This window comes from Pseudomonas sp. B23(2017) (assembly GCF_002113725.1).
GTDB lineage: Bacteria > Pseudomonadota > Gammaproteobacteria > Pseudomonadales > Pseudomonadaceae > Aquipseudomonas > Aquipseudomonas putida_Z.
Window position 1 is genome coordinate 284,558 of sequence record NZ_NEJM01000004.1, and the last position, 18,756, is coordinate 303,313.

The 18,756-nt window shown below is 59.2% G+C and carries 13 protein-coding genes; 9 read left to right on the forward strand and 4 right to left on the reverse strand.

Annotated features, from left to right (window positions below):
- The first annotated feature begins 3 nt into the window (after nt 1-3).
- From icmH to mrdA, 9 genes are all read left to right on the forward strand, one after another.
- Nucleotides 4-807 carry a type IVB secretion system protein IcmH/DotU gene (icmH, locus tag CAG46_RS09220; protein ID WP_085615282.1) on the forward strand — a complete coding sequence of 268 codons (804 nt, stop codon included), beginning with the start codon at nt 4-6 and terminating at the stop codon, nt 805-807.
- Between the two features lie 242 nt (nt 808-1,049).
- Entirely contained in the window at nt 1,050-3,785 is a 2,736-nt protein-coding gene (locus CAG46_RS09225) for a type VI secretion system Vgr family protein (protein ID WP_158090795.1), read from the forward strand.
- Between the two features lie 4 nt (nt 3,786-3,789).
- Nucleotides 3,790-8,475 carry an RHS repeat-associated core domain-containing protein gene (locus CAG46_RS09230; RefSeq protein WP_178080693.1) on the forward strand — a complete coding sequence of 1,562 codons (4,686 nt, stop codon included), beginning with the start codon at nt 3,790-3,792 and terminating at the stop codon, nt 8,473-8,475.
- Complete coding sequence (locus CAG46_RS27935; RefSeq protein ID WP_143493393.1) at nt 8,472-8,822, forward strand: hypothetical protein; 351 nt, start codon at nt 8,472-8,474, stop codon at nt 8,820-8,822. The genes CAG46_RS09230 and CAG46_RS27935 overlap by 4 nt, the downstream gene beginning before the upstream one ends.
- A 260-nt stretch (nt 8,823-9,082) precedes the next feature.
- Complete coding sequence (locus tag CAG46_RS27940) at nt 9,083-9,445, forward strand: hypothetical protein (RefSeq protein WP_143493391.1); 363 nt, start codon at nt 9,083-9,085, stop codon at nt 9,443-9,445.
- Nucleotides 9,446-9,776: 331 nt separating this feature from the next.
- On the forward strand, nt 9,777-10,112 hold the full coding sequence (locus CAG46_RS09235; RefSeq protein ID WP_085615278.1) for a hypothetical protein: 336 nt from the start codon (nt 9,777-9,779) through the stop codon (nt 10,110-10,112).
- 199 nt (nt 10,113-10,311) lie between these two features.
- Complete coding sequence (locus tag CAG46_RS09240; RefSeq protein ID WP_085615276.1) at nt 10,312-10,674, forward strand: hypothetical protein; 363 nt, start codon at nt 10,312-10,314, stop codon at nt 10,672-10,674.
- A 761-nt stretch (nt 10,675-11,435) separates the two neighbouring features.
- Complete coding sequence (locus tag CAG46_RS09245; protein WP_085615274.1) at nt 11,436-11,690, forward strand: hypothetical protein; 255 nt, start codon at nt 11,436-11,438, stop codon at nt 11,688-11,690.
- A 744-nt stretch (nt 11,691-12,434) separates the two neighbouring features.
- Nucleotides 12,435-14,330, forward strand: a complete 1,896-nt coding sequence (gene mrdA / locus CAG46_RS09250) for a penicillin-binding protein 2 (RefSeq protein WP_025338725.1) — start codon at nt 12,435-12,437, stop codon at nt 14,328-14,330.
- A gap of 115 nt (nt 14,331-14,445) precedes the next feature.
- Here the strand turns inward: mrdA and CAG46_RS09255 are convergent, their stop codons facing one another.
- From CAG46_RS09255 to CAG46_RS09270, 4 genes are all read right to left on the reverse strand, one after another.
- A complete protein-coding gene (locus CAG46_RS09255) occupies nt 14,446-15,819 on the reverse strand; it encodes an amino acid permease (protein WP_085615272.1) in 1,374 nt (457 codons plus the stop codon).
- 200 nt (nt 15,820-16,019) lie between these two features.
- Complete coding sequence (locus tag CAG46_RS09260) at nt 16,020-16,736, reverse strand: ABC transporter ATP-binding protein (protein WP_085615270.1); 717 nt, start codon at nt 16,734-16,736, stop codon at nt 16,020-16,022.
- Nucleotides 16,733-17,506 (reverse strand): ABC transporter ATP-binding protein, encoded by a 774-nt coding sequence (locus CAG46_RS09265; protein ID WP_085615268.1) that lies wholly within the window; start codon nt 17,504-17,506, stop codon nt 16,733-16,735. Before CAG46_RS09265 ends, CAG46_RS09260 begins: the two co-directional genes overlap by 4 nt.
- Complete coding sequence (locus tag CAG46_RS09270) at nt 17,503-18,750, reverse strand: ABC transporter ATP-binding protein (protein WP_085615266.1); 1,248 nt, start codon at nt 18,748-18,750, stop codon at nt 17,503-17,505. Before CAG46_RS09270 ends, CAG46_RS09265 begins: the two co-directional genes overlap by 4 nt.
- Nucleotides 18,751-18,756: the final 6 nt, after the last annotated feature.

An 18,756-nucleotide genomic window follows, 5' to 3' on the forward strand; every position in this document is an offset into this window, starting at 1 on the left:
CTCATGAACAACGCGCCCGAGAAAGACTTCGAGAACACCCGGGTAGACGCCCGCACCGCTCCCCCACTCAGCGAACTGTTCCCTCATGTCGACGCGCTGGGGTTCGACACCCGCTCGAACACCACATTCCCCCTCTTCGACATCGCCTCTCCCCTGTTCGGCCTGGTCATCCGCCTGGAAGGCACCGAACACTATGACCACGTCGAACAGTTGCATGCCCACGTCAAGAACATGATCCACGGCATGGTCGAGCAGGTACGCCAGCTTGAACACTGCGACGACGGCGACCGCGTGGTGTTTTCCTACTGCTTGTGTTGCGTGGTCGATGAAGCCGTGATGACTACGTCCTGGGGGCGCGACTCGTCCTGGAAAGCCCAGTCCTTGCTCAGCGCCATCCATCAGGAAACCTGGGGCGGCGAGAAATTCTTCAGCGTGCTCGGACGCTTGCTGGACGCCCCCGAACAGCGCTACGACCTGTTTGTGTTCCTGTTCTGGTGCCTGGCACTGGGCTACCGCGGCAAGTACGCCAACCAGACCAATGGCGATGAGCAACTGGCCGCCTGGCTCAAGCGGGTCCATGACCGGATCGTTGAACTGCATGGCCCCGAAGCCGAATCGCAACCCCTGACCGACCCTCTGGCCAATGTCGCGCCCCGGCATTACCGCATGAACCGCCAACTGCCCTGGTGGACGCCCTGGGCCGTGATGGGCGTGTTCTGCACAGGCCTGTATTTCTACTTCGCCACCAAACTTGACGGCATTACCCAGCAAGTACTGGCATCACTGCAGGCGATGCTGCAGCCATGAACTCGACAACTTCGAACTGACATGACGCAACAGTCACTGTGCCGATGGGCGCAGCAAGTAAAACTTTGTCCGAAACAAGATAGATCCTGCATTTAGCGAAACTTCCTACAAATTTTTAGGAAGCAACTTTCACGACCAGGAACGGATTCCTCATTACGGTCGTGAGCACAACTAATGCCTCGCGTCCTAGGACGCGTCCGGTTTCATGAACCTGCCCGATGGGACGAACCGCAGGAGTACGCATGAGCAACCTGAATGATGTGCGCTTTACCTTCAGTACCGCAGCCGACGAAGCCATTCAGTTTGATGTCGTGTCATTCGAGCTGACCGAAGGCGTCAGCCAGTTGTATCGCCTGGAAGTCGAACTGGTGAGTTTCGCCGACGATGCCGACTTCGCTACCCTGCTCGACCACCCCGCGCTGCTGACCATCTGGCAGCAGGAGCAACCGGTGCGTCACGTGCATGGCCTGATCAGCAGCTTTGAACAGGGCAAGACCGGCCACCGCCGCACCCGCTACCGCGCCATTGTCGAACCGCAGCTGGCCCGCGCCGGCCTGCAGTCGGACTGGCGCATCTTCCAGCACCGCCCCGTGCCGCAGTTGCTCGAGGAGCTGTTCCGCGAGCGCCGGTGGGGAACGCTGACCCAGTACCTGGTCAACCCGCACCAGACGCGTGAGTTCTGCGTACAGGCCGGTGATCTGGACCTGAATTTCTTCTGGCGGCTATCGGCAGAAGAAGGCCTGATCTCGATCTTCGAGCACAGCCAAGGCAGCCATGGCGTGGTCCAGGCGGACCAGATCAGCCAGTTCGGCAGCCTGGAAGGCGACCCGGTGTTGTACGTGGCCAACCGGGGTGGCATGGCGCGCCAGCCCTGCCTGCATGACTTCCGCTATCGCGAGCAGGTACGCACCAGTATCCAGGTCCAGCGCGACTACACCTTCACCCACCCGCGCTACAACCTGGAACACACCCTGTACCCCAGGGACATGGGCAACCAGGGCAACGAGTACGAGCGCTACGACTACCCCGGCCGCTACAAGCACGACAACGCCGGCAAGCCGTTTACCCAGACCCGTATCAACGCCTTGTTCGGCGATGCCCGGGTGGCCCAGGTCAAAGGCGACGACGCGCGCCTGCAGCCGGGCATTGCCTTCCAGCTGGCCGGCCATGCCCGTGAGGACATGAACATCCTCTGGCGGCCGATGCAGATCACGCACAAGGGGCAGCAGTTCACAGCGCTGGAAGAGGATGCTGCCGAAGCCGAAGTCGGCACCTCCTACACCCTCACCGCCACCTTGATTCCAGCCCGGGCCGAATGGCATGCCCCTGCGTGCCCCAAGCCCGTGATCGACGGCCCGCAGATGGCCAAGGTGGTCGGCCCGCCCGGCGAGGAAATCTACTGCGACGAGCACGGCCGCGTGCGCGTGCAGTTCCCCTGGGACCGCCTGGGCCAGGACGACGACAAGAGCTCGTGCTGGGTGCGGGTGACCCAGGCCTGGGCCGGTGCCACCTGGGGCCATATGGCCATACCCCGCATTGGCCAGGAAGTGGTGGTCAGTTTCCTCGACGGCGACCCTGACCAACCGATGATCACCGGGCGTAGCTACCACATCGTCAACCGCCCGCCGTATCGCCTACCCGAGTTCAAGGCGTTGAGCCCGATCCGCAGCAAGGAGCACCACGGCAAGCGGCATAACGAACTACGCCTGGACGACACCACCGGGCAGATCAGCGCGGCGCTGATGAGTGACCACGACCACACCGCGCTGCACCTGGGTTACCTGACCCATCCGCGTCACTTCGGTGGCCAGCCCCGTGGGCAAGGTTTCGAGCTGCGCACCGATACCCACGGGGTGATCCGCGCAGGCGGCGGCCTGCTGCTGACCACCGAACTGCGCGCCCGCGCCGTCCAGCACCACACCGACCTGGCCGAAACCGCCGAACGCCTGCAGACCGCACAGCAGTACCACACCACCTTCGCCAGGGTCGCCCGCGACCACCTGGCCCAGGAAGGTGGCGATCAGGATGAGGTCGGTGAAGCGCTCAAGGCACAGCACGACGCCATCTGCGGCTACGGCGGCAACCCTGAAGCCAACCGGTTTCCGGAACTGGCCGACCCGCAGCTGGTGCTCGCCAGCCCGACCGGCATCGCGACCACCACCCCGGAATCCACCCACATCGCCAGCGGCGAACACCTGGGCCTGAGCACGGGTGGCCACACCAGCCTGGCCATCGGCAAGCGCCTGCTGATCAGTGCCAGCCGAGGGGTACGCCAGTTCGTCCAGAGCATGGGCTGGCGACTGGTCGCGGCCACCGGCGACATCGACCTGAAGGCGCTCAAGGACAACATCAACCTGCTGGCCAAGCTCAAGGTCAGCGTCACCGCCGAACGCATCACCCTCAGCGCCAAGGAGGAACTGGTCATCCAGGGGGGCGGCAGCAGTACCACCTACACCGCAGGGGGAATCCTGCATGCCACCGCTGGCCAGTACACCGCGCACGCGACTGACTTCATCTACAAAGGTGCACAAAGCCAGACGGCCACGTTCCCGGACGCTCCCAAAACCGACAAAGGCAACCTCGACCTATTCCGCAACTACGCCAACAACCGCCCCTTGAAAGGCTCCGGGTACCAGGTAGAGGACGCGCTGGGCCAGGTGCTCAAAGGCACGCTGGACGAACAAGGATTTGCGGCGGTAGCAGCTGTAAGCCCGGGCCCCACAGCCGTTGATTTCGAGAAAGACCCAGCCGACCCATGGGTAGCCGGCAGCTATTTCGGCAACCTGAGAAAGGACTTTTCAGGCCCGGCTGCAGCGCTGACGCTACCTTCCGCCCTGCAGGGCACCGAAAACCTCGCGAAGCATGCGGCACAAGCGTTCAAGGCCCCGCTCGACGCCATCGCCCCCTCGGCACCTCCCCCTTCCCGGCTCGGCACTGCCAGTGCCTTGGCTACCTCACTCGTCCGGGAAGGGAATTGAAACGATGACCCCACAAGAAAAGAAAGAAATCGAAGAACGCGAAATCGCACTGGTCCCGTTGAACAACCTGGTCGCCCAGGACATCGGCCAAGGTGAAGCCACGGTAAACGCCTGGCTGCTGGAACTCAGCGGCAACACCATAGACCTGGCCACCGTCAAGGCCTGGGCCGGTGCAGTGCCGGTGGTGGGCAACATCGTCGCCTTGTTCGACGCCTTGGGCGACATCATCCATCTGGCCAAGACAGGCTCGAATGACCCGCTGGACTGGGTAAGCCTGGGCATCAACCTGATCGGTGTAGTACCCGTCCCGCCGACCATGGCCGCCGCACGGATGACGTTGCGCCCGGTACTGTTCCTGGCCCGACAGCAACTGAAGAAAAACAAAGGTGACTTCGCCCAAGCCGTCATGAACATCATGGTCGGCCACCTCAGTGCCACGCTGATGGGCGAAATCGAAACCTTCGTCGAGCGGGCCGAAACCGAACTGCCTGGCATCTTGAACAATGCCGCCAACACCGGCTTCCAGACACTCAACAGCCTGGCGGATGCCATCGAGCGCATCGCCAAGGGCGAGATCGACACCACCCAGCAGCGCAAGGCGATCATCAACAGCGCCCAGGCAATCTACGCCCCCATCGAAGAGCCGTCCCTCTGGGACCTGCTGACCCGGGCCGAAGCGGTCATCAGCGCCACCGCTGGTGCGGTTCAGTACGGCGCGACCGAGGGGTACAAAGCTGCAGCGAGCAACACTGGCTGGGTCTTGAAGCTCGTCCAGCCACACTCCAATGTGCTCAGGGGCCTGGCCCAGCTGATCCGGCAGATGCTGACCGCCCTGGCCGACCCCGCCACGCAAAACAGCATTGCCTGGCTCCTCGCCCAGCTCAATGCAGGCCTGCGCAAGCGCAAACCCGCGCGCCGGGTGTCGGCCAATACCCCGGCGCACGGCTCGGGTGTGGCAAAGGACAAGGGCACCGAAAGCCGCGTGGAAGCCACCCGCAACGAGGCCCGACCTAAAAACGACCCACGCTGCGACCTGAACGGCACCTGCCCCGGCACCAGCAAGAGCATCAGCTATGCACGCGGTACCGAAACCCTGGTGCATGTCGACTTCAACCTGCCAGGCGTGTTTCCTGTCGCCTGGGCACGCACCTACCGTTCCAGCCTGGACGCCTACGATGACAGCGAGTTCGGTGCCCGCTGGATCACTCCATTCTCGATGCGCTTCGATGTGGTTGACGAGGGTGTGCTGTACCACGCCGACGATGGCCGCACCCACAGCTACGCCCTGCCCAAGGTTGGCAAGCCCCATTACGACCCGGTAGAGAAGACTGTACTCATCCGGGTCGACGACAACCACCTGAGCCTGGCCCACGGCCACCAGCGCCAGGAACACTACCAGCGCGTCGGCGATCACTTCCGCCTGGTCGGCATCATCCAGCGCGGCGGCGCGCGCATCGCGTTGCATTACGAGCACCAGCACGCCGGCAAGGCAGTGCTCTCCGACCTGGTCACCTACCAGGATGAAGACCAGCACCAGCATGTGCATACCCAGCTCGATGAACATGGGCGCATCAAGGCACTCTGGCTGATGCAGGACGGCCGGCAAACGCGACAGCTGGCCAGCTACGACCATGACGACCAGGGCGACCTTCGCGCGGCACGCGATGAATATGGGGCGCAGTGGACCTACCAGTACCAGCACCACCTGGTCACGCGCTACACCGACCGCACCGGGCGGGGCACCAGCCTTGAATGGCAGGGCGAAGGCCCGGACGCGAAAGCCGTGCGCGAATGGGCCGATGACGGCAGCTTCGATACGCGCCTGAAATGGAACAAGCATATCCGCCTGACCACCGTCACAGATGCGCTTGGCCAGCAAACCCGCCACTACTACGACTACCTCGGCTACACCTACCGCATCATCTACCCGGACGGCAACGAAGAGTGGCTGTTCCGCGACGATGGCAAGAACGTCATCCAGCATGTGCATACCGACGGCAGTATCGACCGCTATGTCTACGACGAGCGCAGCAACTTGCTGCAGCACACCCGCCCCGATGGCTCCGCGGTGCACCACGCCTACGACGACCTCGACCAGCGCTTCAAGACCCGCGACGCCGAGGGCGGCCTGTGGAAGTACGACTACGACCAGCGCGGCAACATCATCGAAACGCTCGACCCGCTGGAGAACAAGACCCAGTACACCTACAACAGCGATAACCTGCCCATCGCCATCATCGACGCCAACGGTGGCGAGAAGAAGCTCGGCTACACCCGCGACGGCCAGCTGGCCAGCTACACCGACTGCTCGGGCAAGACCACGCTGTGGAAGTACGACGGGCTCGGGCAACTGAGCAAAGCGATCAACGCAGCGGGGGAAACCACCGAATATCACTACCAGGCCGGTCAGCTGGCCCGCCTGGTATACCCCGACAAGACCCAGGACCGCTTCGAACACGATGCCGAAGGCCGCCTGCTCAGCTATACCGACGCGTTGAACCGTCGTACCGCCTGGGCCTACAACGAGGCCGGCCTGATTCACCAACGCCACAACCCCGACGACAGCACCCTCACCTACCACTGGAACAAGCTCGGCCAGTTGCTGCGGTTGCGCAACGAGAACAACAGCGAGGCCAGCTTCAAGTACGACCCGGCCGGGCGATTGATCATGGAGACCGGCTTCGACAAGCAGGTCACCGATTACCTCTACGATCAAAGCAGCAACCAGCCCACCCGCCGCATCGATGGCGACCGCATCACCCGCTTCGAATACGACGCCATGGGCCGCCTGGTTAAAAGCCATGCCGGCCAGCGCGGTGGCAAGGAGTGGGAAAGCGAAACCTTCGCCTACGACGGCAACGGCAACCTGCTACTTGCCGAGAACAAGGCCTGCAAGCTGCAGTGGTTCTACGACCTGGCGGGCAACAACACCCGCGAGCACCAGCACTTCAAGTACATGAAGGAAGCGAAGGTCGCTGTCTTCAAGCATGAGTACGACGCCCTCAACCTGCGTATCGCGACCACCCGCCCTGATGGCCACCGGGTCAGCTGGCTCACCTATGGCAGCGGCCACCTGCTCAGCCTCAAGCTCGACGAGCACGAACTGCTCAGCTACCAGCGCGACGACCTGCATCGGGAAATTGGCCGCGAGCAAGGCAACGGCCTGGTTCAGCGCCAGACCTGGACCCCGAATGGCCAGTTGCAGCAGCAGACCTTGGCCCGACGCGGCGCCACCCGGCGCATCGCGGTGCGCGACTACGAGTACGACCTCAGCGGCCAGCTAACCCGCGTCGATGACCTGACCCGTGGTGACACCTACTACCGCTACGACCCGGTCGGCCGCCTGCTGGAAGCGGGCGACTTCTACAAGAAAGAGCTCTTCGCCTTTGACCCTGCGAGCAACCTGCTCGACCCACAAGCCCCGCCCGGCCCCAACCCACATTCACCCCGCCGGATCAACGACAACGTACTGCGCAGCTACTGCAGCACGCAGTACCGCTATGACGAACGCGGCAACCTGGCGGAGCGCACCACGGGCAGCAAGAAAGGCCACTTTGACTGGGACCTCTACAACCGCCTGCGGCGGTACGAGGATGACCGACTGATTGTCACCTTTGCCTACGACGCGCTCGGGCGGCGGTTGTACAAGCACTCACGCGCCAAGTACCGCGACCGACCGCAGGCCGGCCCGGTGTGGAACCAGAATGCACGGCGGCAGCGGGATGAAGAGTTGGGTTGTGGGTACACCTGGTATGTGTGGGAAGGCGACACGCTGGCATTCGAGTGCCGGGACCGGGACGGCAAAGGCCACACCACTCACTATGTGTTCGAGCCCGGGACCTTCGTGCCGGTGGCGCAGGCGGTGTCCAACCATGTTGTCGAGTTGTTGCGCCAACCGGTGTATGTGTTCCCGTATGACATCGACAAGGATCCGGTGTGGCTGCATAAGCCGATGCCGAAAGCGTTTGATGCGATGGCGTGGTACCAGTGCGATCAGCTAGGGACGCCGATGGAGTTGACCGGTGAAGATGGGGAGATTGCCTGGAGCGGGAGGTACAAGGCCTGGGGTTTGGCGGAGGAGCAGCGGAGTGACGGGGCGAAGTGGGCGGAGATTCGTAATCCGCTACGCTTTCAGGGGCAGTATTTCGATATCGAAACTGGTTTACATTACAACAGGTATCGGTACTACGACTCCGGCACTGGGCAGTTTATTGGGAAAGATCCAATCGGACTTGCCGGTGGCCTTAACCTCTACCAGTACGCCCCTAATCCAAACTCTTGGATCGATCCGCTGGGGTTAGCAAGAAAGAAATGTGACTGCGAATTCCCAGAAGGAAGCGTCGGCGAACTTAGAGCAGCGGGACAAAAAGACGCACATCACATAATACAAGATGCAGCTGTTAGAGAGCTGCCAGGATATAATACCAATCACGCACCAGGGGTTAAACTGGAGGGGCCATCCACAAAAATCGGCACACCTCATTATGCCGCAACTCAGGCGCAGAGACAGCCTGGCGGAGGCACATATGGTGCTGAAAGGCGAATTGGCTATAAATCATTGCGAGCTGCAGGCTACTCTCCTGAGGACTCGAGGCTTGAAGTGCTACGCGCAGACCAATATTTCGAAAGCATTGGGATAGACCTTAATACACCAACGCGGACTGTAGGCAACAGGAAAAAAACCAAATGAACGCAGAGCACAAATTAATCACTAAAAAATTGCACGACATCACCGAACTGCTTGCATCGGCGGACTATGAGTCATTATCAAATATGTGCCATGGAGTCAGACTCAATGCTAAAGAAATAGAAAATGCCATTGAAGAATACGGAGAAACACTGATACCAGTACCCTGGAGCGAACTAACATCTGCAATTATTATAGAAATTACAAACTCAATACCTAAGGCATGGTCCGTCACCTGCCCTCTATGGTCTAAAGCCGAAGGCAAATCGGACCTTACGTTAGAGCTCACAATGATCGCTACTCCCTCCGGAGAGTTGACTGTAGAGCTCGACAATATACATGTACTTTGACAAGCATCAAGCGGCTTTGCTTCTCGCGATAGCCGGATAGCACTTAGGGAATACGAGATAGTACTGATCTTTAAAAACTCACACATCGGTTAACAAAGTTTGGAAAACAAGGCCCATTACACTTACAACAGCGATAACCTGCCCATCGCTGTCATCGACGCCAACGGTGGCTCACCTGGTATGTGCGGGAAGGCGACACGCTGGCATTCGAAAACCTAGTATCTAAACAGAGCCCTCTAGAATTATCAGAGAACCATAAAATGACGAAAGATCCACTAATTTGGGGCACCATCAAATCTGAAGCTCAACGGTATCAGACCTTCAATGAACACAATGAGCTTGTCCCGGACCTGCCAAGCCAAGAAATAGCCATACGACTTTTAACGACCCTGCGGCTCTTCTTTCTAGAGGAAGGCCTACTAACTAAAACCATACTCGACCAGGAAAACAAATTTATCGACACCGAACTTCGAATGAGTGACTTCACGCAAGAAGGGATAGAACTCATAAAGTCAAAAGTTTCTTCTTGGGTGAGTTCACAGAGCGCAAGAAAAAACCCGCCAGACTTAAGAGCACTGCAAAAACACTTGAAGGAAATTAGATCAAGAAATAATCCGACCTGACGGTGCAACCATCATGAATAGAGCTGAAATTCTTGCCACGCTAGAAAACAAATCATCCTCGTTGACCTGTACGGTGCCCAGACAGGTCTACCATTGATACTTCTAGATAAGGCAATGCAGATATTGGAACAAAACGCAATTTCTTTGCCAGCACTGACTAAGTAATACAAAGGATTGCTACGGCAACACTCTACTCTGCCAGAAGCAACTACCTCTACATCTTTATCTCCGAAATTGCAAGAGAGTTGTACATCCAAATCAACCGCTCAAAAATCTTACGAACGTGTCGACATCGAGATTAGATCAGACAAGGCTTACACGGAGCAATGAAATGCACACAGACTATCTAACAAACCCAGAAAGCCACAAGCAACTAGAAGAGTATTTTTTTGAAATTTTCAACAACGAACTTCAGAAGCGGCGCTCTATAGCCAAAGACTTTACGAGCCCTCATTACAGCGCTCATTTTGCCGACGGCACTCCATTCATGGATGCAAATCCGATATTTTCAGCAAAGAACACAAGAACAGGAAACATCTTGAGAGTTGTCATCACTGAAGATGTCAGCGAATACGCTATAAACCACAACTCAATTGACGATTTCGAAGAGCTTTGTTTGATCATGAAGATTTCAGATATCAGCCTAGCGCAGCAGGACATTTCTTGATGGATCGCCGATCAAAAAGAATGACGACCTCAAAAAATTAAAAACCTAACCAACGACAACTACACCGATATTTTTTTGCTCATAAAAAAATAACCTGAAGCACTCTCCAGCAAGTGCCAAATTCATCCTGACGGAGTAAATATTTTCAGCGATAGAAACCCAAAAAAAGCCTAGCGAGCGCATTAGGAGAAACTACGAAATGCCCATAACGAAGCCGAATGCTATTAAAATCATGGACACTCAGAACATGTGCATTGGTAGCGTTGAGAACCCTGCTATAGCCGAGAAAGTCATTTCCGGGACATTTCTCCCAACTCAGCACTATAAAAAATATGAAAAATATTTTTCCGACCTAGAACAGACTGCAAATAAACAATTGCTTACACACGCAGATCAATTAGAGCGACAAATACAAGCACTCGCATTCTACGCAGCAACCTTGAGCAACAGAAAAATCAGCATTAAAAACCTGCAAATAATGGAAAATCAAATAGTATTCACCATTACCTATACAGAGGACGCCGAAGCTATTCAATACGCTGAATTTTTCTTAGCTCGATGACCTAAGACCACCGGCCTGAATGTTAATGAGGATGGATAGATTATCTGCAACGCGAATTATATGGCCTTAGGATTAGCGGAGGAGAAACCCGCGGCCAAACGAAGTGGGCGGAGATCCAGTACTCGCGGCATTTTCGATATCAACGACAGCAATAAAACCATTACTGTTCACCCAGTCAGAATCGAGTAACCATGATTGCATTCGAATTTACACGCATAGATGAGTCTCTTTTTGCAAACGAATTCGACCAAGGCGATATTTCCCTCATCTCAGAAAATCTCTGCATAACCTCAAAACTGAACTCCAAACATTCAAACATGATATACCTCTCAATCATATCATTGATTGACGGACTAACCAGAAACAATAATACTTTGAATTTATCGCGGCCGACTCTTCATTTCGCATCAAATTTAAACAGCAACGGGAGACAATCTTAATAAACCATGAGGGAATCTTAAAAATCAAGGTAAACCGCTTTGAGCTTCTCAAGGCTCTTGAAGACGGCGCAGAGCGTTTCCTTTCGAGTCCTAGAAACAGCATACCGATTTCCAGTGCAGTTTATTTAGACCTCTCAACAAGCAGAACACTACTTAACCAGAAAATAAATAATCACAGAAAGCTTTAGATCTGCTTCGTTCTATAAACTCAAAGCACAGCGGCCACATCCAGCTTCGAGTCAGCTAGAGACATTTCTGGGCTTTTTATCCTGAGATAGGAGTGCAGATACCGCTCCCTGAATCGACCAAGAGAATTGAGCCATGCCCCCTAAAGTAAAATATTCAATCTCCGTATTTGACAAATATGGTGAAAAATATATTGGAGAGTTCGAATTTATCAACCATATTGAGGTAAACGAATTACGCTCAATACTCAGAATAGGGGAAGACCAAGATCAACTCTACGATGAATACCCTATTGATTTGCAAGCTGCAAAAAAAATCGAAAAGATGACGAATGGATTATTTGACCTTAGCAAGTTCGAGTACTTCCTTTCCTGTGAAAGAACGGACTAAGAATGAGCTTTCTTTGCGACACAATAAGGCTATTTCAACGCCTAGAGCCAAGTACTCATAGACGCGGCACTACATCATGCTGCCTGCCGGGGGCCTAGCTCACCATCATGGATCATCACATGTATCGCTGATTCAGGAAGGCTCCTGATTACCAAGCCAACATCGCGGTAGATGGCACGGGCTGTGCCCGTGTTCGCGGGATCGCCCGCTCTCGTAGAACAACACATGACTTATTGGGTTTAGTGAGGTTCTGTAGGAGCAGCCTTGTGCTGCGAAGAGGCCGGTACAGACAATAGACAGGCTTTGTCAGTACCGGCCTCTTCGCAGCACAAGGCTGCTCCTACAAAGAGCGATATTTGTTCTCTGCGCGACAGCGCAGCCCAAAAGGGCTGGGCAATCTCCCACATTGCGCCCGACAGTTTCTCCCGCAGAGGCACGGACAAGCGTTCTAGCGCTTGACCAATACCTCCGCTCAATCACGTCCGGCTTTCAGCCAACCGCACCAACGCACTGCCGCCATGAACAAATCTTCATTTTGCTGGCGAGCGCCCTGATTGCGGGCGTGGCAGCCCTCTTCGCTTCTGCTGCCGCAGGCCTTCACCTTGAGGGGGCTCACTACCTTGCGTAGCATCACCGCCCCCCGGGGCCGCTGCGCGGCCCATTCGCGGGCACGCCCGCTCCCACAGGCGCGTGCCCACAGCGCTCACACCTCACCCAGCCACACCATCAGCAGACAGAACACCGATGCCGCAACCCATACCCCTCAAGGACCACGAAAAGGAAAAGCACCTGGTCAACCGCCGGCTTCTGGCCTGCGCCGCCCTGGTCTTCAGCCTGGTCGCCGTCCTGGTGGGCAGGCTCTATGTGCTGCAGGTGCTGCAGCACGACCAGCAGACCGCCGTATCGGAAAACAACCGCGTGCACGTGCTGCCCATCGCCCCCGAGCGCGGGCTGATCTACGACCGCAACGGCGTGGTGCTGGCCGACAACAAGCCCAGTTTCGACCTGACCATGACCCGCGAGCGGGCCGGCGGTGACACGGCCAAGGTCCTCGATACCCTGGCCCAGGTGCTGAGCCTGACCGACGACGACCGCAAGCAGTTCGACAAGGACCTGCGCCGTGGCCGCAAGCCGTTCGAGCCAGTGACCCTGATGGTCGGCCTGAGCGAAGAGCAGATAGCCCTGGTGGCGGTGAACCAGTTCCGCCTGCCAGGCCTGGAGGTGGAACCACAGTTCATCCGCGAGTACCCGCTGGCCGAGCATTTCGCCCACTCGGTGGGCTATGTGGGGCGCATCAACGAGAAAGAGGCCAAGACCCTCGACAGCACCGAATACCGGGGCACCCAGTCGATCGGCAAGACGGGCATCGAGCACTTCTACGAGAGCCAGCTGCACGGTCATGTGGGCTACGAGGAGGTCGAGACCAACGCCCAGGGCCGGGTAATGCGTGTGCTCAACCACAAGGCCCCGACCCCGGGCCAGGACATCGTCCTGACACTGGACGCCCACCTGCAACTGGCCGCGGAAAAGGCCCTGGGCGACCGCCGCGGCTCGGTGGTGGTGCTCGACCCGGCCAATGGCGACGTGCTGGCGATGGTCAGCAACCCCAGCTTCGACCCCAACCTGTTCGTCAAGGGCATCAGCTTCAAACAGTACGCCGCCCTGCGCGATTCCATCGACCGCCCGCTGTTCAACCGCGTGCTGCGCGGCCTGTATGCCCCCGGTTCGACGGTGAAACCGGAGGTGGCCATCGCCGGCCTCGACAGCGGCGTGATCACCCCGGGCAGCCGGGTGTTCGACCCGGGCTACTACGAGCTGCCCAACTACGACCACAAATACCGCAACTGGAACCGCAGCGGCGATGGCTGGGTGGATATGTACACCGCCATCATGCGTTCCAACGACACCTATTTCTATGACCTGGCGCACAAGCTGGGCATCGACCGCCTGCATGACTACATGGCCGAGTTCGGCCTGGGCCAGAAGGTGTCGCTGGACATGTTCGAGGAGGCGTCCGGGCTGATGCCGTCGGCCGAGTGGAAGCGCGCCACCCGGCGCCAGGCCTGGTTCCCGGGCGAGACGCTGATCCTGGGCATCGGCCAGGGCTACATGCAGGTCACCCCGCTGCAGCTGGCCCAGGCCACCAGCCTGCTGGCGAGCAAGGGCGTGTGGCACCGCCCGCACCTGGCGATGACCGTGGGTGGCGATGCGCCGGTAGACCCCAACCCGATGCCCAATATCGTGCTGCACGACAGGCACGCCTGGGACCAGGTCAGCCAGGGCATGCAGATGGTCATGCACGACCCGCGCGGCATCGCCCGCGCTGCCGCGGCCGGTGCGCAATACCGGATTGCCGGCAAGAGCGGCACCGCGCAGGTGGTGGCGATCAAGCAAGGCGAACGCTACAACCGCGACAAGACCCTGGAGCGGCACCGCGACAATGCCCTGTTCGTCGGCTTTGCCCCGGCTGATCACCCGAGTGTGGTGGTGGCGGTGATGATCGAGAACGGTGAAGCCGGTGGCCGGGTGGCAGGGCCGGTGGTGCGGGAGGTGATGGATGCCTATCTGCTGGATGAGCAGGGGCATCTGAAGCCGGAGTATGCGGGTGGGGTAGTGCCTCGCAGCGTGCCGCACACTTAAGGTCTTTGGGGCCGCTTCGCGCCCCATCGCGACACAAGGCCGCTCCTACAAGAGACCGCGTCCGCCTGTAGGAGCGGCCTTGTGTCGCGATGGGCCGCAGAGCGGCCCCTGGTTCTCAATCCCCGTACACCGCCCTCCCCGCCATACCCACCCGCCGCCGCGTCACGCACACCAGCAGAATGAATACCGTCACTCCAGCAGTCATGAGTGCTTCATAGCGGTAAGCATCACTAAGCAGCATGTACCCCAGCACCAGCAGGATGGCGCCGATAACCAGCCATGTCAGCCACGGGAACAGCCACATTTTCAGCTCCAGCTGCACACCGTCGCGTTCTGCCCGTGCCCGCATGCGCAGCTGCGAAATTGCAATCACCAGATACACCAGCAAGGCAATCGCGCCTGTGGTGGACAGCAGGAAGCTGAACACCTTGCCGGGGAACACGTAGTTGACCAGGCAGCCGGCAAACCCGGCCAGGGTCGACATCAGTACCGCCACCACCGGAACACCATTCGCGGTCACCCGCCGGGTAATGGGCAGCGCCTCGCCACGCGCACCCAGTGAATGGAGCATGCGCGAAGCGGTATAGAGCCCCGAGTTCATGCAACTGGTCACCGCCACCAGCACCACCACATCCACCACCAGCTTGGCGCCCGGCACGTTGAGCACCTCCAGCACCCGCTGGAACGAACCCACCGCGACCAACGCGGGGTCATTCCAGGCGACCAGCGACACGACCAGAAAGATTGACGCCAGGTAGAAAACGGCGATGCGATACACCACCAGGTTGGTGGCGCGGCGGATCTTGGCCTGCGGGTTGGCGGTTTCGTCAGCAGCGATGGTGACGATCTCGGCACCAAAGAACGAGAAGATGGTGATCAGCACCCCACCCAGCACCGCACCCCAGCCATTGGGCGCGAAACCGCCATTGGCCCACAGGTGGCTCACGCCTGAGGCCTCGGCCAGTGGCCAGGCACCAAACAACGCCATGCCACCGATGACGATGAAGGCCAGGATGGCTATCACCTTGACCAGGGCGAACCAGAACTCGAACTCACCGAAGTTCTTCACGCTGACCAGATTGCTGGTGGCCAGTACCGCCATGATCAGGAAGGCGAACAACCAGGATGGAATCGCCGGGAACCACGCGTGCAGGATATCGGCGCCGGCAATGGCCTCGACGGGAATGATCAGCACCCAGAACCACCAGTACAACCAGCCGATGGTGAAGCCGGCCCAGGGGCCGATGGCTTCGGCGGCATAGGTGGAAAAGGAGCCGCTGGTGGGGTTGGACACGGCCATTTCGCCGAGCATGCGCATGACCAGCAGCACCAGCAGGCCGGTCATGCCGTAGGACACGAGAATGGCCGGGCCGGCCGAGGCGATGGCCTTGGACGAACCTATGAACAGGCCGGCGCCGATGATGCCAGCGATGGAAATCATGGAAACCTGGCGCGAGGTCAGGCCGTGTTGCAGGGATACTTGCGACATCGTTAAAACCTTTGGGGGGACCTGGCCGGGGCGGACATCGGGTATGGCCTTACCGGCCTCTTCGCGGGCAAGCCCGCTCCCACAGGTACTGCACAAGTCCCAAGGGCTGTGAAATACCTGTGGGAGCGGGCTTGCCCGCGAAGAGGCCGGCAAGACAAGCACCACACCCCAGGGCAGATCCTCTTGTCATTGTGAATGGATCATTCGCCCAGGTAGGCCTTCTTCACCTGATCGTCATGCAGCAAGGTCTTGGCACAGCCTTCCAGGCTGATGCGTCCGCCATCTATCACATAGGCGCGCTGGCAGGTCTGCAGTGCCAGCCGGGCGTTCTGCTCCACCAGCAGCAATGTCACCCCGTCCTTGACCACCTCGACGATGGTCTCGAAGATCTTCTGCACGATGATCGGCGCCAGGCCCATGGACGGTTCGTCCAGCAACAGCAGCTTGGGCCGCCCCATCAGCGCCCGGGAAATGGCCAGCATCTGTTGCTCGCCACCCGACATGGTGCCGGCCAACTGGAAAGCGCGCTCCTTCAGGCGCGGGAAGATGCCATACATGCGTTCGATATCGGCGCCGATGGCATCCTTGCCGTCACGCCGGCTGAAGGCTCCCATCTCGAGGTTTTCGTGCACGGTCAGCTTGGGGAAGATGCCCCGCCCCTCCGGCACCAGCGCCAGCCCTTCGCGGATCAGGTCATGGCCCTTGATCGCCGCATGCGCCTTGCCATCGAAGGTAATGCTACCGGCGCTAGGTTTCAGCAACCCGGCCAAGGTTTTCAGGGTGGTGGTCTTGCCTGCACCGTTCGCGCCAATCAGCGCCACCATCTCGCCCTCGCCCACTGTCAGGTCGATGCCCTTGATGGCCTGGATGGCGCCATAGCTCACCTTGAGGTCGTTCACTTGCAAAATGTTTTTCATGCCACTGCCTCCGCACCGAGGTAGGCCTCGATCACTCGTGGGTCCTTGCGCACGTCGGCCGGCAGGCCGTCGGCGATCTTGCGGCCGAATTCCAGCACGGTGATGTGGTCGCACAGGCCCATCACCAGCTTTACATCGTGCTCGATCAACAGCACCGTCTTGCCGTCCGCCTGCATCTTGCACATCAGCTGGCGCAGGCCTTCGGTTTCCGAGGCATTCATGCCCGCCGCCGGTTCGTCGAGGGCGATCAGCTTGGGCTCGGTGGCCAGCGCCCGGGCGATTTCCAGGCGACGCTGGTCGCCATAGGAAAGGCTCTTGGCCAGCTCCCCGGCCAGGTGGCCGATGCCGACGTAGTTCAACCAGTGGCGGGCGGCCTGCCGGATTTCGCGCTCTTCACGCACGCAGGCCGGGGTACGCAGGATGGCGCCGAACACACCGCTGCGAGTGCGCACATGGCGGCCGATCATCACGTTTTCCAGGGCGGTCATGTTGTGGAACAGGCGGATGTTCTGGAAGGTGCGCGAAATGCCAGCTTCCACCACCTTGTGCGGCTTGCTGATACGCAGCGGTTTGCCGTCGAACATCACCCGCCCCTGCTCGGCCCGGTACAACCCGGTGAGCACGTTGAACAGGGTGGTCTTGCCGGCGCCGTTGGGGCCCAGCAGGCCGCGGATCTCGCCACGACGAATGCTCAAGTCGATGCCATGCAGGGCCTGCAGGCCACCGAAGAACTTGCTGACCTGATGCAGCTCGAGAAGGATGTCGCTCATGCCTTGTCCGCCTCTTTGATCGGGAGTTCGAAGGATGCTTCACTGGCCGGAGCATGCACTGCGGTGCTGAGCGCCGCAGGCACCGGCTCCGCCTCTGGGTCACCATCGTGCAGTTCGGCACGGCGGCGGTCAGACGGCCAAAGGCCTTCGGGGCGAAAACGCATCACCAGGATCAACGCCAGGCCGAACACCAGCATGCGCAGCGTCGAGGCATCCAGTACGTTGCGCAGGATGTCGCGGCTGATGAAAGTGACATTGTCCATCACCCATGGCTGGACCCAGTTGACCAGGTCGCGGAACAACTCCGGCATCACCGACAGGATCAGCGCGCCCAGCACCACGCCACGGATCGAACCCATGCCACCGAGCACCACCATGGCCAGGACCATGATCGACTCCATCAGGGTGAACGACTCGGGGCTGACAAAGCCCTGGTAGCTGGAGAACAGCACGCCGGACACGCCGCCGAAAGTGGCGCCCATGGCGAACGCCAGCAGCTTGAGGTTGCGCTTGTTCAGCCCCATGGCCTCGGCAGCCACTTCGTCCTCGCGCAGGGCCATCCAGGCACGGCCGATACGCGATACTTCCAGGCGTTTGGACAGCACGATGCTGAGGATGACGATGACCAGGAAGAACAGGTAGTAGCTGATCACCGGCGACACTTGCAGACCGAACAGGCTCCAGCTCTGCTGCAGCGACAGCAGCGGCGCTGCACCCTCCCCCGGGGCATGCGCCCATGCTGCGCCATCCACGTGCAGCGGAGCGATGTTGCTGATGCCCTGGGGGCCATTGGTGAGGTTCACCGGTTGGTCCAGGTTGTTCATGAAAATGCGGATGATCTCGCCGAAGCCCAAGGTGACGATCGCCAGGTAATCACCGCGCAGCTTGAGCACCGGCGCGCCGATCAACACCCCACAGATGGCCGCGGCTACTGCCGCCAGCGGGATGATCACCCATACCGGCCAATCCAGCACGCCTTCGACCAGGCCGGCCATCTGCAGGTGCGGCGAGGCAAGCAAGGCGTACAGGTAGGCACCGATGGCGTAAAAGCCGATGTAGCCCATGTCGAGCAAGCCGGCGTAGCCGATGACGATGTTCAGGCCCAACGCCAGCAACACGTAGAGCATGGCGAAGCCCAGGATGCGCACCCAGGTCGGGCCGAGCATGGGGATGGCCTCGACCAGGAACGGCAAGGCAATGAAGCCGAGGATCAACAGCAAGTATTGGCTCTTGAGGTTTTTCATGGCCGA